13 protein-coding genes and 1 tRNA gene are annotated in these 16,309 nt (G+C 72.6%); 3 read left to right on the forward strand and 11 right to left on the reverse strand.

Going from position 1 to position 16,309, the window contains the following annotated elements:
• Positions 1-7: 7 nt before the first annotated feature.
• From QOL15_RS11070 to QOL15_RS11110, 9 genes are all read right to left on the reverse strand, one after another.
• Positions 8-1,021 (reverse strand): Gfo/Idh/MocA family protein, encoded by a 1,014-nt coding sequence (locus QOL15_RS11070; protein ID WP_071248467.1) that lies wholly within the window; start codon positions 1,019-1,021, stop codon positions 8-10.
• 226 nt (positions 1,022-1,247) lie between these two features.
• Positions 1,248-1,320 (reverse strand) — tRNA-Thr (locus tag QOL15_RS11075).
• 113 nt (positions 1,321-1,433) lie between these two features.
• Complete coding sequence (locus QOL15_RS11080) at positions 1,434-2,576, reverse strand: DNA polymerase III subunit delta' (protein WP_065960341.1); 1,143 nt, start codon at positions 2,574-2,576, stop codon at positions 1,434-1,436.
• A gap of 25 nt (positions 2,577-2,601) precedes the next feature.
• On the reverse strand, positions 2,602-3,246 hold the full coding sequence (gene tmk / locus QOL15_RS11085; protein WP_071248470.1) for a dTMP kinase: 645 nt from the start codon (positions 3,244-3,246) through the stop codon (positions 2,602-2,604).
• On the reverse strand, positions 3,243-6,041 hold the full coding sequence (gene topA, locus QOL15_RS11090) for a type I DNA topoisomerase (protein ID WP_065960396.1): 2,799 nt from the start codon (positions 6,039-6,041) through the stop codon (positions 3,243-3,245). The genes tmk and topA overlap by 4 nt, the downstream gene beginning before the upstream one ends.
• Positions 6,042-6,499: 458 nt before the next feature.
• On the reverse strand, positions 6,500-6,799 hold the full coding sequence (locus QOL15_RS11095) for a hypothetical protein (RefSeq protein WP_071248473.1): 300 nt from the start codon (positions 6,797-6,799) through the stop codon (positions 6,500-6,502).
• Positions 6,800-6,885: 86 nt separating this feature from the next.
• Positions 6,886-7,077: a DUF4244 domain-containing protein gene (locus QOL15_RS11100; RefSeq protein WP_071248571.1), complete on the reverse strand. Its 192-nt coding sequence runs from the start codon at positions 7,075-7,077 to the stop codon at positions 6,886-6,888.
• Positions 7,078-7,196: 119 nt separating this feature from the next.
• Positions 7,197-8,069, reverse strand: coding sequence for a type II secretion system F family protein (locus QOL15_RS11105; RefSeq protein WP_071248476.1), 873 nt, complete (start codon positions 8,067-8,069; stop codon positions 7,197-7,199).
• Complete coding sequence (locus QOL15_RS11110) at positions 8,069-9,502, reverse strand: TadA family conjugal transfer-associated ATPase (protein ID WP_370692373.1); 1,434 nt, start codon at positions 9,500-9,502, stop codon at positions 8,069-8,071. The genes QOL15_RS11105 and QOL15_RS11110 overlap by 1 nt, the downstream gene beginning before the upstream one ends.
• A 591-nt stretch (positions 9,503-10,093) precedes the next feature.
• Between QOL15_RS11110 and acs the strand changes: the two genes are divergently transcribed.
• On the forward strand, positions 10,094-12,046 hold the full coding sequence (gene acs, locus QOL15_RS11115; protein ID WP_071248480.1) for an acetate--CoA ligase: 1,953 nt from the start codon (positions 10,094-10,096) through the stop codon (positions 12,044-12,046).
• Positions 12,047-12,122: 76 nt separating this feature from the next.
• Here the strand turns inward: acs and QOL15_RS11120 are convergent, their stop codons facing one another.
• Positions 12,123-12,584 (reverse strand): RidA family protein, encoded by a 462-nt coding sequence (locus tag QOL15_RS11120; RefSeq protein WP_065960333.1) that lies wholly within the window; start codon positions 12,582-12,584, stop codon positions 12,123-12,125.
• A complete protein-coding gene (locus tag QOL15_RS11125; RefSeq protein WP_171898715.1) occupies positions 12,581-12,739 on the reverse strand; it encodes a hypothetical protein in 159 nt (52 codons plus the stop codon). The genes QOL15_RS11120 and QOL15_RS11125 overlap by 4 nt, the downstream gene beginning before the upstream one ends.
• Positions 12,740-12,789: 50 nt before the next feature.
• On the opposite strand from QOL15_RS11125, the gene QOL15_RS11130 reads away from it, so the two are divergent.
• Entirely contained in the window at positions 12,790-15,348 is a 2,559-nt protein-coding gene (locus tag QOL15_RS11130) for a transglycosylase domain-containing protein (RefSeq protein WP_065960331.1), read from the forward strand.
• The gene (locus tag QOL15_RS11135) at positions 15,345-16,301 is read left to right on the forward strand and encodes a metallophosphoesterase (RefSeq protein WP_065960329.1); all 957 of its coding nucleotides are present in this window, start codon (positions 15,345-15,347) and stop codon (positions 16,299-16,301) included. Before QOL15_RS11130 ends, QOL15_RS11135 begins: the two co-directional genes overlap by 4 nt.
• Positions 16,302-16,309: the final 8 nt, after the last annotated feature.

Below are 16,309 nucleotides of genomic sequence, written 5' to 3' on the forward strand. Positions count from 1 at the left end.
ACCGATCCTACGGAACAGCGGGAGGAGCCTCCAGACCCGGTTCCGCATCGGCCGCGTAGCGGACGCCGACCTGCCGACGGGCCTCGTCCATCACGGCCATCACGGCGACGGTCTCCTCGGGGTCCATCGGACCGCCCTCGTGCGTCCCGGAGGTGACCATCTCCTCGAACGCACGTGCCTCGTGGGCGTAGCCCGCGAGCTCCTCGCGACCGTCGAACTCCTCGACCACCGCACCGTCCCGGTCCCGGATCCGCCACGTCGTCGGCGTGTACCAGGTGGCGTCGACGTCGATGCGGCCGTCCTCGCCGATGACCGACGCCGTGTTCGGGCTGCGGACGTCGAGGGCGAAGTGGAGCACGGACTGCGCGCCGCCCTCGTGGGTGAGCACGACGCCCATCTGCGTGTCGACCCCCTGCTCGCTCAGGGTGCCGGACGCGCTGACGGCCGTCGGGACGCCGAGCACGTCGACCGCGAACGAGATCGGGTAGACGCCGAGGTCGAGCATCGCGCCACCGCCGAGCGCGGGGTCGTTGAGCCGGTGTGCCGGATCACTCGGCAGGGCCTGGTGGTGGGTGGCCTCGACGACCCGCGGACGGCCGATGCGACCCTCGGCCAGGACCTGCCGGATCATCCGGGACTGCGGGAGGAAGCGGGTCCACATCGCCTCCATCACGGCGACGTCCGCGCGGCGGGCCGCGTCGACCACGCGTCGGGCCTCGGCCGCGGTGATGGTGAACGCCTTCTCGACGAGCACGTGCTTGCCCGCGCCGATCGCGAGCAGGGCGTCCTCGGCGTGCCGGGAGTGCGGGGTGGCGACGTAGACCGCGTCGACCTCGTCGTCGGCGACGAGCGCTTCGTACGACCCGTGTGCGTGCGGGATGCCGTGCTCGGCCGCGAAGGCATCGGACCGCTCCTGGCTGCGGCTGCCGACCGCGACGAAGGTGATGCCCGCGGCGGTGCAGTCCGCCACGAAGGAGTGGGCGACGCCACCCGTGCCGATGACTCCCCAGCGAACCGTCATGGGTCCTGTCTACCAGGACGGTGGTGGATGGCCGTGGGGCCGTGGGGACGACGCCCGCGGAGGCGCCCACGCCGGGACGACGCCTTCCGGGACGCCCCCGCCGGTTCCGGGACGCCCCCGCCGGGACGACGCTGCTGAGACGACTCCTGCTGAGACGACTCCTGCTGAGACGACGGAAGCCCCGGCCGCTCCGGTGGTGACCGGTGCGGACGGGGCTTCGTGGCGGAGCCGCCTGTCGGAATCGAACCGACGACCTATTCATTACGAGTGAATCGCTCTACCGACTGAGCTAAGGCGGCGGACACTCCGTTGCCGGAGTGGCACGGGAGACGACTATACAGGCCGGGGCGGGTGAACGCGAAACGGGCGGGAGCCCGTGCGTGGCGGACCGTTCCCGGCCGGTGCGGACGGCTCAGCGGGTCGCGCGGGCGACCGTGACGAGGAGTGCCTCGAGGGCCAGCAGCGCCGCGACGTTCGCCGCGATCCGGTTCCGCGCGAGGGACACCGCGTCGAGGACCTCGAGTGCCGAAGCGGGCGGCACGGCGTCGAGCGCGCGGTCGAGCTCGGCGCGCATCGACTCGTTGACGGGCTCCGTCGGGACGCCGAGGCCGAGCAGCAGGAGATCGCGGTAGAGCGAGGACACGTCGACCAGGATGCGGTCGAGCCCGTCGCGCAGGCTCCGGGTCGCACGACGCTTCTGGTCCTCCTCCATCGCGCGCAACTGCGATCGGAGTGCCGGCGGCACGGTCCCGCCGGGTTCGACGCCGAGCGAGCGGAGGGCGGCGTCGCGTTCCTCGGCATCGCGCTGCTGGGTGATGGCCTTCGCGTCCTCGTCGGCGACCGCGAGGAGTTCCGCGGCCGCGAGGACCGCGTCGCCCACGGACCGGACGCGCAGCACGGTGGTGAGCGTCCGGCGACGCCGGTCACGGGCGTCCGCGCTCGTCGCGAGGCGCTGCGCCATGCCGATGTGGCTCTGTGCCTGCCGCGCGGCGTCGGTGGCGAGTTCCCGGTCGACCCCGGTCCGCGCGACGATGAGGTCGGCGACCGAGTCGATGCCGGGGACCCGCAGCCGGACCGAGCGGACGCGGGACCGGATCGTCGGGAGGAGGTCGGCCTCGCTCGGCGCGCAGAGGATCCAGACCGTGCGCTCAGGCGGTTCCTCGAGCGCCTTGAGCAGGAGGTTCGACGTGCGCTCCGTCATGCGGTCCGCGTCCTCGACGATGACGACGCGGTAGCGCCCGACGGACGGCGAGTAGTACGACGACGTGACGAGCTTGCGGATCTCCTCGATGGTGATGATGACCCGTTGGGTGGTCAGCACCGACACGTCGGGGTGTGTCCCGGCGGTGATGAGGCGCAGCGTGTGGTCGTCGTCCGGGCCGGAACCGACCAGTGCGGCGGCGAACGCGGCGGCGACGTTCGAGCGACCCGACCCGGGCGGACCGGTGATCAGCCACGAGTGGGTCATGCCGCCGGTGTCCTCGGGACCCTCGGCGGCGCTGCGGAGCGCAGCGACCGCGTCGTCCTGCCCGGTCAGGCCGTCCCACACACTCACGACGCCATCCTGCCGTCGACCACCGTCACGACGGGTCCTCCTCGGCGATCCCGACGAGCGGAGCGACGGCCTCCCGGATGTGCTGCTGCACGACGTCCGGGTCGGCGGCGGCGTCGACGACGAGGAACCGCGCGGGTTCCGCGGCGGCCATGTCGAGGAAGGCGCGACGGACCCGCTCGTGGAACACGGCCGCCTCGGACTCGAGACGGTCGAAGGTGTCTCCCCGGGCCGCGGACACGCGCGCTCGTCCGACCGTGACGTCGAGGTCGAGCAGGACGGTCAGGTCCGGGACCAGCCCGTCCGCGGCCCAGTCGGACACCGAACGGATCTGCTCGGCGCCGAGGTCACGCGCCACGCCCTGGTAGGCCACCGAGGAATCGACGTAGCGGTCCTGGAGCACGACCTCGCCGCGGGCCAACGCCGGACGGACGACGGTCTCGACGTGGTGCGCCCGGTCGGCCGCGTACAGCAGGGCCTCGGCACGCGGGGCGACGTGACCGCGCTCGTGGAGGACGATCTCGCGGATCCGCTGCCCGAGGTCCGTGCCGCCCGGCTCCCGGGTGCGCACGACGGTCCGGCCGTGCGCCCCGAGCCAGTCGGTCAGGAGGGCGGCCTGCGTCGTCTTGCCGGCGCCGTCGCCGCCCTCGAGGGTGATGAAGCTGCCGGTCACTTCTTCTTGGCCGTCTTGGCGGCCGGCTTGCGGGCCGGCGCCTTCTTCTTCACCGGACCCTTGGCACGCTTGTCCGCGAGCAGCTGGATCGCACGCTCGTGGTCGACGGTCTCGACGTCCTCGCCACGCGGGATGGTCGCGTTCGTCTCGCCGTCGGTCACGTACGGACCGAAGCGGCCGTCCTTGACCTTGATCGGCTTGCCGGACACGGGGTCGGCGTCGAACTCCTTGAGGGCTGCCGTCGCGGCCTTGCGTCCGCCGTACTTCGGCTGCGCGAACAGCTCGAGCGCGCCCGGCAGGTCGACGTCGAAGATCGCGTCCTCGCTCGGGAGGGTCCGGGTGTCCGTCCCCTTCTTGATGTACGGGCCGTAGCGACCGTTCTGCGCGGTGATGTCCTCACCCGACTCCGGGTCCTTGCCCACCACGCGAGGCAGGTCGAGGAGCTTGAGCGCGGTCTCGAGGTCGACCGTCTGCGGGTCCATCGACTTGAAGAGGGACGCCGTGCGCTCCTTCGGCGCGGCGGGCTTCTTCGTGGTCTTCTTCGCCGGGGCCTTCTTCGCGGTCGTCTTCGCCGCGGTCGTGCCGTCCGTCGCCGCTGCGGCGTCGGCCGTCGCAGCCGGGGTCTCGACGACCTCGCCCGTGGCCTGGTCGACGACCGGCTCGGGCTCGGGGGTGCGCTCGGTGACGTACGGGCCGAACCGGCCGTCCTTCGCGAGGACCTCCTTGCCGGTCTCCGGGTTCACACCGACCACGCGGTCCCCGAGCACGGGCGCGTCGACGAGTTCCTTGGCCTTGTCGACCGTCAGTTCGTCGGGCGCGAGGTCCTCCGGGACGTTCACCCGTCGGGGCTTCTCCGGGTCGTCGCTCGGCACCTCGATGTAGGGGCCGTAGCGACCGATGCGCAGGGTCAGGCCGGGGGCGAGCTCGACCGAGTTGATGTCGCGCGCGTCGATCTCACCGAGGTTGTCGATGACGGTCCGGAGCCCGCGGTGGTCGCCGCCGCCGAAGTAGAACTCCTTGAGCCAGTCGGACCGGTCCTCCTCACCGCTCGCGATGCGGTCGAGGTCCTCTTCCATGCTCGCGGTGAAGTCGTACTGCACGAGGTCGGAGAAGTGGTCCTCGAGGAGCCGGACGACGCTGAACGCGATCCAGTTCGGGACGAGAGCGCTGCCCCGCTGCGTGACGTAGCCGCGGTCCATGATCGTCGAGATGATCGCCGCGTACGTGGACGGACGACCGATCCCGAGCTCTTCGAGCGTCTTGACGAGGCTCGCCTCGGTGTAGCGCGGGGGTGCGGAGGTGTCGTGCCCCTTCGCCTCGACCTCGCTCACGCCGAGGTGGTCGCCCTGCGCCATCTGCGGCAGCTTGGCGTCCGCGCCGTCGGCCCCGCCGGCGTGGCGGTCCTCGTCGCGGCCTTCCTCGTAGGCGTTGAGGAAGCCGCGGAAGGTGATCACGGTGCCCGACGCGGTGAACTCCGCGTCGGTGCCGTTCGCCGTGGCGGCGACCCCGGCGACCGGGTCGGACGACGTGATCCCGAGGACCACCGACGCCGTGGATCCCTTGGCGTCCGCCATCTGGGACGCGACGGTGCGCTTCCAGATCAGGTCGTAGAGCTTCCAGTCGTTGCCGCGGAGGACGCCGTTCATCTCGGACGGCGTGCGGAAGGTGTCGCCGGCGGGGCGGATCGCCTCGTGCGCCTCCTGCGCGTTCTTGCTCTTGCCGCTGTAGCTGCGCGGCTTGTCCGGGATCGTCTCCGGGCCGTACAGCGCCGAGGCCTGCTTGCGGGCGGCGGTCACGGCCTGCTGCGACAGCGAGGACGAGTCCGTACGCATGTAGGTGATGTGGCCGTTCTCGTACAGCCCCTGCGCGACGCTCATCGTCTGACGGGCGGAGAAGCGGAGCTTGCGCGCCGCCTCCTGCTGCAGGGTCGAGGTCGTGAACGGCGCTGCGGGACGGCGCGTGTAGGGCTTCGACTCCACGCTGCGGACGACGGCGTCGCCGGCCTGCTCGAGGACGGTCGTCAGCGCGGCGGCCGACGCCTCGTCGAGCCGGACGGCCTCGCCCTTGAGCGTGCCGCGGTCGTCGAAGTCGCGGCCCGAGGCGACGCGGGTCCCCTGGAGCCGGGCGAGCCGCGCGGTGAACGCGGTGTCCCCGACCTTCTCGAACCGAGCGGTCAGGTCCCAGTAGTTCGCCGAGACGAACGCGAGGCGCTCGCGCTCGCGGTCCACGACGAGACGGGTCGCGGCCGACTGCACACGGCCGGCGGACAGGCCGGGACCGACCTTGCGCCAGAGCACGGGCGAGACCTCGTAGCCGTAGAGCCGGTCGAGGATGCGCCGGGTCTCCTGCGCGTCGACGAGCGCCGTGTCGAGCTCCCGGGTGGCCTCCTGCGCACGCTGGATGGCCTCCTTGGTGATCTCGTGGAACACCATGCGCTTCACGGGGACCTTGGGCTTGAGCACCTGGAGGAGGTGCCACGCGATGGCTTCGCCCTCGCGGTCCTCATCAGTCGCGAGGAAGAGCTCGTCGGCGTCCTTCAACGCCCGCTTCAGCTCGGAGACCGTCTTCTTCTTCGCGTCGGACACCACGTAGTAGGGCTCGAAGCCGTTGTCCACGTCGACGGAGAACTTGCCGAGCGAGCCCTTCTTGAGCTCCGCCGGGAGGTTCTTGGGCTCGACGAGGTCGCGGATGTGTCCGACTGACGCCTGGACCTCGTATCCGTCACCGAGGTATTGCGCGATCGTCTTCGCCTTCGCGGGGCTCTCGACGATCACGAGCTTCTTCGTGCCTGGCACGTGACTCCTTGATCGATGGTGCGCGCCGGCCCTGGACCGCAACGAGGTCCGGGTCGACCGGGACGACGGTGACCGGGGGCCGACGTGCACACCATACACACTGTGTTCGGGCGACCCGGTGGCGGGACCGGCGACGGCGACCGCGTCGGCGACGAACGGTCCGGAGCCGGTCTCGACGGCGACACGCGCGGTCGCGCCCGCCGTCTCGCAGGAGGTCGACCGCGCACCGCCGGCCGCGACGACACGGTCGGCGACGGCGCACGGACGCCCCGGCACCCGACCGACCGCGGCAGCGGCGGCCGCGGTCGCCCCGGCGTCCGCGGCCACCTGGGCCTGCACGCCGAGCACCCGGGAACGGGCGCCGAGGACGGTTGCCGAGCCGACCAGCAACGCCAGTGCGACCGCGGCGACGAGCACGACCGTGGCCGAACCGCGCTCGGACCGCGCGAGCCCGCGGTTCACCGGCCGCCGTCCGCCGCGCAGCCGGTGGCGCGCAGGGGCACCGCGGCGAACAGGCCGCCGGCGCTGCCGTGCACGTCGACGCAGACGATGCCGTCGACCCGGCTGACCGTGGTGCTCGCACCGGGGGCGATGGTGCTGACCGCCCGGGTCGCGGCCGCCTCGTCGGCACGGCCGAGCGCGCGCGCCGCCGCCCCCGCGGCGGCCTGCATCCGGCCCACGCGGTCGACCAGGACGACCGCGGTGACGAGACCGAGCACCACGAGGGTGACGACGGGCAGTGCGACCGCGAACTCCACGGTCGCACTCCCCCGGTCCCCGGGACGCCGGTCCCGTCGCGGGCGGGCTCCGCGCGGACGCCGACCGGCCGGAGCAGTCGTGCCGCTCACGGCGTGAGGGCCCCGCGGACCAGGTCCGTGAGGATCTGCTGGACCTCGCCCGAACGCATCACCGCGACGAGCACCCCGGCGAAGGCGACCGCCGCGAGGATCACGACCGCGTACTCCGCCGTCGCCGACCCGCGGTCGTCGCCGAGGTCGACCCCGGAGACTCCCCGGCGACGACGCTCGTGTCCGATGGTGTCCTCCTGGTTGGTGGTCTGTTGCACGTCCTGCTCCTTCCGCTCGGTGTCTGGTCCTCCGACGATCGCCGATCTCCGCCTGCCGCAGAGCGCCGATCCCGCTTCCTGTGGACAGGTCAGCCGAGGCCGCCGACGGTGGAGGAGAGGACGCCGACGACGACCGGCACCACCCCGACGAGCACGAAGGCGGGCAGCACGCACGCCCCCAGGGGCAGGACGAGCCGGACGCCGAGGCGTTCCGCGGCTGCGAGACCCGCGGCGGCTGCGTCGTCGCGGACGTCCTCGGCAGCGGCACGCAGCAGGGGGAACGCCGGGACCCCGGCGCGTCGGCTCAGGTCGAGCACCTCGTGCAGGCGGGCGTCGGCCGCGGCGTCCCGCCCCCGGGCGACGGCCGGCGAACCGCCTCGTGCCGGACGCTCGACGCCGTCGAACCCGTGCTCGGCGAGCACGGCCGCCACCGTGGCACCGGCGCTCGACCACGACCCGCCCCCGGCGAGCGCCACGGCCCACGCGTCGAGCAGGACGCCGGGGATCCGCCCGTCCGGGCTCGCCCGCCGGACCAGCACACCGGACCACCGTCGACCGACGGCGACCAGGACGCCCGCCACGACCACGCAGGTCCAGCCGACCGGCCGCGTCAGCAGCACCTCGACGGCCCCGGCACCCCACGCGGCGCCGAGCCCGATGCCGAACGCGGGGAGCGCCAGCACGACGCGTGCACTCGCCCGGGGGCCGGCCAGCGCCACCCGGACGGCCCGGTCGGCGGCGGACGTCCGGCGCATCGCCGACGCGAGCCCACGGAGCGTCCCCGCCGTCGGCGCGCCGCTCCGTTCCGCGACGTCGAGCACGAGACGGACGTCGTCCCACGCCGGACCGCCCGTGGCCGGCCGACCGCCGACCAGCTCCCAGGCGCGCGGTGGCGGGACGCCGGCGCCGACGAGCACCGCGACGCGGTCGAGGACCCGGGCCGTGGCCGGACCGTCCGGCATCACCGGTCCACACGGCGAACGACGAGCCGGCCGTCCTCGAGTGCGAACGCCCCGAGCGCGGTGACGCCGCGCCACCGACCGTGCCGCTCCACGTGCACGACGAGGTCGAGGGCGCTGACGACCTGTCGCGCGAGGGCGTCCGGGCTCCACCCCGCGGTCGCACCGAGCGCCTCGAGTCGCGCCGGGACGTCGGCCAGGCCGTTCGCGTGGAGCGTGCCGGCGCCGCCGTCGTGCCCGGTGTTCAACGCGGACAGGAGCTCGCGCACCTCCGCGCCGCGACACTCCCCCACGACGATCCGGTCCGGGCGCATCCGCAGCGCCTCACGCACCAGGCGGTCGAGCCCGATCGCGCCCACGCCCTCCGCGTTCGACTGACGTGCCTCGAGCGCGACGACGTGCGGGTGGTCGATCCGCAGTTCTGCGAGGTCCTCGACCGTCACGATCCGTTCGGTGCTGGGCACGGCGGCGAGCAGTGCGCCCAGCACGGTCGTCTTGCCGCTGCCGGTCGCCCCGGTGACGACGAGGTTCCGCCGCGCCGCGACGGCGTCCTCGAGCACCGTGCGCCCGACGAGCCGGAAGGTGCCGGTGCGTTCGAGGGCCGCCAACGTCGGCCGTTCCGGCCGCGGGAGTCGGACCGAGAGCGCCGTGCCGTGCACCGCGACGGGTGCGAGGACGGCGTGGACCCGGATCCCGTCGCCGAACCGGACGTCCGCGCACGGGGTCGTCTCGTCGACGTGGCGTCCCCCGAGCGCCACGAGCTCGGCTGCGAGCGCACGGACGCGCCGCTCGGGCAGGATCGGCCCGGCCCGCTCGAGTCCGAGTCCACGGTCCACCCAGGTGCCGGAGTCGCCGACGACCAGCACGTCGGTCACCTCGGCGTCCGCGACGAGGGCCGCCAGCTCCTCGAAGGCCGCCGCGTCGACCGCCCGTCGGCGTGTGGGGCTGCCGACGCGCGGCAGGAACGGGGGGTCGTGGACGGCGGTCCTGCTCCGTCGGGCGCCCCGCCGCTCGGGTGCGGCGCCGTCCGGGCGCCCGCCGTCGTCGGTCCGTCCCGCGACCGCCGCGCGTGGGTCCCGAGCCGGGCAGTCGACCGCCGAGCGCACGGCGACCGCCGACCGGGCCGGCACGGGCGGCCGGTCGACGACGGGCGACGGGCCGGCGCCTCGACCGACCGCTCCGGTGACGGCGGCGGTCGCCCGTCCGGCCACGGCAGCGGTCGCCCGTCCGGCCACGGCAGCGGTCGCCCGTCCGGTCGCGGCAGCGGTCACGGGGGCGGTCGCCCGGTCGTCGCTGCCACCGACCGGGTCGACCCTGCGGATGCCGGTGCCCCCACCGCCCGCTGGCCCGTCCCGCTCACGGCCGGCGCCCCGCGTCGTGGCGGCGCGACGTCGTGGCGCGGGGTCGGGCGGTCCGTCGGCTCGGTGTCGGTGCATGGACGGCACGGTAGGCAGCGCCTCGGCACGGACGGCGCACCGCGGACCAGCACGTGGATCGTTCGCCGCTGTCCCCAGCCGATGGCTGTTTTGTCCCCCGAAACGCAATCCCGTACCCCGTTCGGCTGACCGGCGGGCAGGGCACCGCGGTACACCGACGGGAGCTCGGGAGGCCCTCGCAAGTACCTCGCTCCGGGCTCGACGGCCGCGGCGCATGTCCGTCGACGCGTGGACAGACCTGTCCACCGTTCGGCACCAGCGCGCGGATCGCGCCCGGACCGCACGGCGGGTTCTGCGACACCCGTCGGGGAAAAAGAAGAGGCGGCACCGGTTGGGGGGAACTGGTGCCGCCTGGACACCAGCGGATTGGGGGGAATCCGAGCCGATGCCACCGGAAACGAGTCCGGCGAGGACAAGTGTACCCCATGACGCCCCGTGCTCGGCAACCCCGGACCCGGCCGAACCGATCCACCCACGCTGACCCGGACACCGCCCGGACAGCGCACACACCCCGGCCGCCCCGCCGGCCCACCCCTCCCCGAGGGGTAGTCTCCGACTGCACCCCTGCCGCAACGACGCGAGAGGACCCCGATGTCCACACCGACCCAGGCCGACGCCCGTCACGAGGACGGCCCGACCTTCGCGCCGCCCGCCGAGTTCGTCGCGGACGCCGTCGCCCACGCGGACCTGCACGAGTCGGCCGCCGCCGACCGCGAGGCGTTCTGGGCCGACCAGGCCCGGACCCTGCTCGACTGGCGCACGCCGTTCACCCGGACCCTCGACTGGTCCGGTGCCCCGTTCGCGAAGTGGTTCGACGACGGCACGCTCAACGTCGCCGAGAACTGCCTCGACCGCCACGTGCGCGCGGGAAACGGCGACCGGGTGGCGATCCACTTCGAGGGCGCACCGGGCGACACGCGTCGGATCACCTACGCCGAGCTGACCGCCGACGTCCAGCGCGCGGCGAACATGCTGACGGACCTCGGCGTCGGTGCGGGCGACCGCGTCGTCGTCTACCTGCCGCTCATCCCCGAGGCCGTCGTCACGATGCTCGCGGTCGCCCGGATCGGCGCCGTGCACTCGGTCGTCTTCGGCGGCTTCAGCGCCGAGAGCCTCCGCACGCGCATCGAGGACGCCGGCGCGAAGGTCGTCGTGACCGCGGACGGCGGCTGGCGACGCGGTGCCGTCTCACCGCTCAAGCCGGCGGTGGACGAGGCGCTCGCGGGCCCCGGGACCGACTCCGTCGAGCACGTCCTCGTCGTGAAGCGCGGCGGCAACCGGGTCGAGTGGACCGAGCGCGACCGCTGGTGGCACGACGAGCTGGCGAAGGCCGCCCCCGAGCACGAGGCGCAGCCGTTCCCGGCCGAGAACCCCCTGTTCATCCTCTACACGTCGGGCACGACCGGGAAGCCGAAGGGCATCGTGCACACCTCGGGCGGCTACCTGACCCAGGCCGCGTACACGCACCGCAACGTCTTCGACATGCACCCGGAGAAGGACGTCTACTGGTGCACGGCCGACATCGGCTGGATCACCGGGCACTCCTACGTCGTCTACGGGCCGCTCGCGAACGGCGTCACACAGGTCCTGTACGAGGGCACCCCGGACGAGCCGAAGCCCGGCCGGTGGTGGGACGTCGTCGACACCTACGGCGTCACCGTCCTCTACACCGCCCCGACCGCGGTGCGGGCCGCGATGAAGGCCGGACGGCAGATCCCCGAGGCCCGCAGCCTCGAGTCCCTCCGACTGCTCGGCAGCGTCGGCGAACCGATCAACCCCGAGGCGTGGCAGTGGTACCGCCAGGTCATCGGCCACGACCGCACGCCGATCGTCGACACGTGGTGGCAGACCGAGACCGGCGCCATCATGATCTCGGCGCTGCCGGGCGTCACGAAGCTCAAGCCCGGCGCCGCCCAGACCCCGCTGCCCGGCATCGTCGCGGAGATCGTGGACGAGGACGGCCACCGCGCCGACCCCGGCGAGAGCGGGTACCTCACCATCACCGAGCCCTGGCCGTCGATGGCCCGCGGCATCTGGAACGACCCGGACCGCTTCGTCGAGACCTACTGGTCACGCTTCCCCGGCCGCTACTTCGCGGGCGACGGTGCGCGGCTCGACGGCGAGGGCGACATCTGGGTGCAGGGTCGCGTCGACGACGTCATGAACGTGTCGGGCCACCGCCTGTCGACGGCCGAGATCGAGTCCGCGCTCGTCGGCCACGAGGGCGTCGCCGAGGCCGCCGTCGTCGGCGCCGCCGACGAGACCACCGGTCAGGCCGTCGTCGCGTTCGTCATCCTCACCGCCGAGGCGGCGGAGGGCGCGGACCGCGACGCGGTCGCGAAGGAACTGCGCGACTGGGTCGGCAAGCGGATCGGCGCGATCGCGAAACCACGCCAGGTGGTCGTCGTGCCGGAGCTCCCGAAGACGCGGTCCGGCAAGATCATGCGCCGTCTGCTCCGCGACGCGGCCGAGGGCCGCCGCATCGGCGACACGACGACGCTGGCCGACCCGACGATCATGGCGACCATCGCGGAACTGATGTAGGCCGCCGGACGCAGGTCGCGCCTCCCGTCCGACCGGACTGGAGGCGCGACCTGCGTGACGGGGCGGGGAACCGCCGTCAGTCGGTCAGTTCGACGACGAGCTCGACCTCGACCGGTGCGTCCAGCGGCAGGACGGCGACGCCCACCGCGCTGCGCGCGTGGACGCCGGCCTCACCGAAGACGTCGCCGACCAGGGTGGACGCGCCGTTGGCGACCCCGGGCTGGCCGGTGAAGGAGGGGTCGGACGCCACGAACACGGTGACCTTGACGACCCGGGCGACCCGGTCGAGCGACCCGGCGACCGACTCGACGGCCGCGAGGGCGTTGAGCGCCGCGGTCCGCGCCTGCGCGGTCGCGGTCTCGGCGTCGACGTCGGCGCCGACCTTGCCCGTGACGGGGAGGGCTCCGTCCACGAACGGGAGCTGTCCCGCCGTGTACACGTGGTGCCCGGACACGACCGCCGGGACGTAGGCGGCGACGGGTGCCGCGACGGGCGGCAGCGTCAGGCCGAGCTCGGCCAGTCGGGCGGCGACGCTCACGCCTCGGCCCTCGGACGCTTGAGGTAGGCGACGAGCCCGCCCTCGGGGCCGGTGACGACCTGGACCAGCTCCCAGCCCTCGTCCCCGAAGTTGTTGAGGATCGCGGTCGTGTTGTGGATGATCAGCGGCGTCGTGAGGTATTCCCAGCGCATCATGGAGATCCTTGCCAGCCTTCCGGTCGGGGGTGTCGTTTAGGCTGCATCCTATGTCTGCCCAGAAGACGTCTGCCTCGCGGACCAAGCCCGTCTCTGCGATCGGCGCCTTCATCGGCTTCGTCGGCTTCAGCGCGCTCGCCGGCCTGCTGGTGACCATCGGCGTCACGCCCGCGATCGCGGTCGCCGGGGTCACCACGACCTCCACCATCGGCGTGTTCGAGTCGCTGCCGGAGTACATCGAGATCGGTGACCTGCCGCAGCGCAACGAGGTCCTGGCGTACTCGGGCGGCCAGTCCGTCCACCTGGCGACGGTCTACGACCAGAACCGCCAGGAGCTGCAGTTCGACCAGATCAGCGACCAGCTGAAGAACGCGGCCATCGACGGCGAGGACAAGCGCTTCTACGACCACGGCGGCGTCGACATGACGTCCCTGGTCCGTGCCGGTGTCGGATCCCTCGCGGGCGGGCTCGGCGAGTCCGGCGGTGGCTCGACGCTCACGATGCAGCTCGTGCGCAACATCAAGATGCAGCAGGCCCTCGAGCTGCCCTCGCAGGAGGAGCGCCAGAAGGCCTACAACGACGCGGTCGAGCAGACCATCCCCCGCAAGCTCGAGGAGATGAAGCTCGCGATCGGCCTGGCGAAGAAGTACTCGCACAAGGAGATCCTCACCGGGTACCTCAACATCGCCTACTTCGGCGACCAGACCTACGGCGTGCAGGCCGCGGCGCAGCACTACTTCAACAAGAGCGCCACCGACCTCAGCCCCCAGGAGGCCGCGTCGATCCTCGCGATCGTGCAGTCGCCGAACACGCGCAACCTGTCCGACCCGAAGTACTACGACGCCAACGTCGCCCGTCGCGACGTGATCCTGAAGTCGATGTTCGCGCAGAAGCACCTGACGCAGGAGCAGTACGACCAGGCCATCGCCTCGAAGCCGGCCGACTACGTGCGCCTGACGCAGCCGAGCCAGGGCTGCCAGTCGGCCGCGGGCAACGGCTCGCAGTTCTTCTGCGACTACGCCGTCAAGGTCGTCAAGCAGATGTCCCAGCTCGGCGCGACCGAGAAGGACCGCGCGACCGCGTGGCGCAACGGCGGATTCACGGTGCAGACGACCCTGAACCTCGACCTCAACGGTCAGCAGAAGGACCTGCTCAACAAGTTCGACCCGAACACCGAGAGCCGCTTCAAGCTCGGTGGCGCCCTGAACTCGGTCGAGGCCTCGACCGGCCGGATCCTGACGATGGCGCAGAACAAGGACTACGACCAGTCCCTGCAGTCACCGCCGACCGCGACGTCGATCAACTACAGCGTCGACAAGGAGTACGGCGGGTCGATCGGCTTCCAGGTCGGCTCGACCTACAAGGTCTTCACGCTGCTCGACTGGCTCAAGGCCGGTCACGGCCTCAACGAGTCCGTGAACGGGACGCCGCACAACACCTCGCGCTGGACGCAGTGTGGCGACACGATCTACTCCGCCTGGGCGCCGAAGAACGACTCCGCGGGTGAGAACGGCAACTTCACCGTCGCCCGCGCCACGGCGCTGTCGGTCAACGCGGCGTTCGCCTCGATGGCCGCGAAGCTCGACCTCTGCGACATCCGGCAGACCGCGCAGGACCTCGGGGTGCACTCGGCCGACGAGAAGACCGAGCTGAACGCCTACCCGTCGTCGATCCTCGGCACGAACAACATCGCGCCCCTGACCATGGCGTCGGCGTACGCGACGATCGCGAACAACGGCACCTACTGCGCCCCGATCGCCATCGACAACGTGAAGAACGCCGAGGGCAAGGACCTCGGCGGTCAGCCGAAGCAGTGCAAGCAGGTGCTCGACCCGGGTGTCGCCGCATCGGCCGCGTTCGCCATGCGCGGGACGATCCAGTCCGGTACCGCGGTCGGCGCCCAGACCCCGGACGGCACGCAGCTGTTCGCGAAGACGGGCACCACCGACGACGCCGACCAGATCTGGCTCGTCGGCGCGAGCTCGAAGGTCGCGACCGCCTACTGGCAGGGCAACACCGACGGTGGCAAGAACAACCTCCGCCACTACCTCCCGGGAGCCGGGTACGGCTCCTACGCGTCGCAGCGTGCCCACGTCTGGCAGCAGGCGATGATCCCGATCAACGCCATGTACGAGGCCGGGCCCTTCCCGACCCCGTCGCAGGCCGCCCTCCGCGGCAACAGCCAGAACGTCCCCGACGTGACCGGCAAGACGGCCGACGAGGCCCGTTCGATCCTGGCCGGCGCCGGCTTCACCTACGTCGACGGTGGCGCGCAGCCGGGGTCCGGGACGCCCGGGACGGTGTCGAGCACCTCCCCCGGTGCCGGATCGCTGCTCTCGGCCGGTTCGTCGGTCACGGTGTACACGACGGACGGCTCGCAGGCGACCGTCCCCGACGTCGCGGGCAAGAGCCTCCGCGACGCGCAGGGCGCCCTGGGCGGTGCCGGGTTCACCTCGGTCGCCGTGTCGGACCAGTTCGCCGCCGGTGGCGCGGAGTGCACCGTCGCGGGGGTGAACCCCGGAGCCGGCACGAGCGCGGCGAAGTCCACGCCCGTGACGCTGCAGCTGTTCGGCGACAAGGACGGCAAGGCTCCGAAGGGCTGCCAGTGACCCGCGGTCGCGCGGCGCTCGGGATCATCGCAGCGGGCGCGACCATCGGAGCGGCGACGACGGCGTGGGGCACCCTCGTCGAGCGTCGCCGCTTCGGCATCCGGTGGGAGACCGTGCCCGTCCTCGCGCCGGGCTCCCGTGACGTCACGGTGCTGCACCTGTCCGACATCCACATGGCGCCCTGGCAGGCCGACAAGCAGCAGTGGCTGCGCGACCTGAGCCTGGTGGAGCCCGACTTCGTCGTGAACACCGGCGACAACCTGGGCCACCCGACGGCCAACGCGGCGATCGAGTACGCACTCGAGCCGTTCCGCGGCGTGCCGGGCGCCTTCGCGCACGGCTCGAACGACTTCTTCGGTCCGCAGCCCCGGAACCCGTTCAAGTACTTCACCGGGCCGAGTCGGCATCACTCAGGCGCCCGTCCGGTCGAGCTCGACGTCGACCGGCAGACGGCGTTCTTCGAGTCGCTCGGCTGGCTCGACGTCAACGACCAGGCGCACGCGATCGAACTCAAGGGCTCGCGCTTCGAGTTGTTCGGTACCTCGGACGCGCACCGCGGCTGGGACCGACTCGACCTGCTGCCGACCAACGTCGACGAGATGCGCAGCACGGTCCCGTGGACCGAGGACGAGGACGGCCCCTCCCCCGTCGCCATCGGCATCACGCACGCGCCGTACCGCCGCGTGCTCGACGCGTTCGTCGACCAGGGTGCCGACGTCGTGTTCGCCGGGCACACCCACGGCGGCCAGGTCCAGGTGCCGGGCGTCGGGGCGCTCGTCACGAACTCCGACCTGCCCCGCCGGTACGTCAGCGGGCTGCACAAGTGGCAGCACCGGGCGCACTGGTCGTGGCTCGAGGTCTCTGCGGGCATCGGGACGTCGATCTACGCGCCCGTGCGGTTCTCGTGCCGCCCCGAGGCGGTCGTCGTGACCCTGACCGCGCGGACGGACTGACGCGTCCG

It is taken from the genome of Curtobacterium sp. MCBA15_012 (genome assembly GCF_001864935.2).
Taxonomy (GTDB): Bacteria; Actinomycetota; Actinomycetes; order Actinomycetales; family Microbacteriaceae; genus Curtobacterium.

Excerpts from the sequence above, each read along its gene's own strand:
- QOL15_RS11125 (WP_171898715.1), bottom strand. The coding sequence starts at position 12,739 with ATGATGCGCTGGGAATACCTCACGACGCCGCTGATCATCCACAACACG.
- acs (WP_071248480.1), top strand. The coding sequence starts at position 10,094 with ATGTCCACACCGACCCAGGCCGACGCCCGTCACGAGGACGGCCCGACC.
- QOL15_RS11110 (WP_370692373.1), bottom strand. The coding sequence starts at position 9,502 with ATGCACCGACACCGAGCCGACGGACCGCCCGACCCCGCGCCACGACGT.
- QOL15_RS11130 (WP_065960331.1), top strand. The coding sequence starts at position 12,790 with ATGTCTGCCCAGAAGACGTCTGCCTCGCGGACCAAGCCCGTCTCTGCG.
- QOL15_RS11105 (WP_071248476.1), bottom strand. The coding sequence starts at position 8,069 with ATGCCGGACGGTCCGGCCACGGCCCGGGTCCTCGACCGCGTCGCGGTG.
- QOL15_RS11070 (WP_071248467.1), bottom strand. The coding sequence starts at position 1,021 with ATGACGGTTCGCTGGGGAGTCATCGGCACGGGTGGCGTCGCCCACTCC.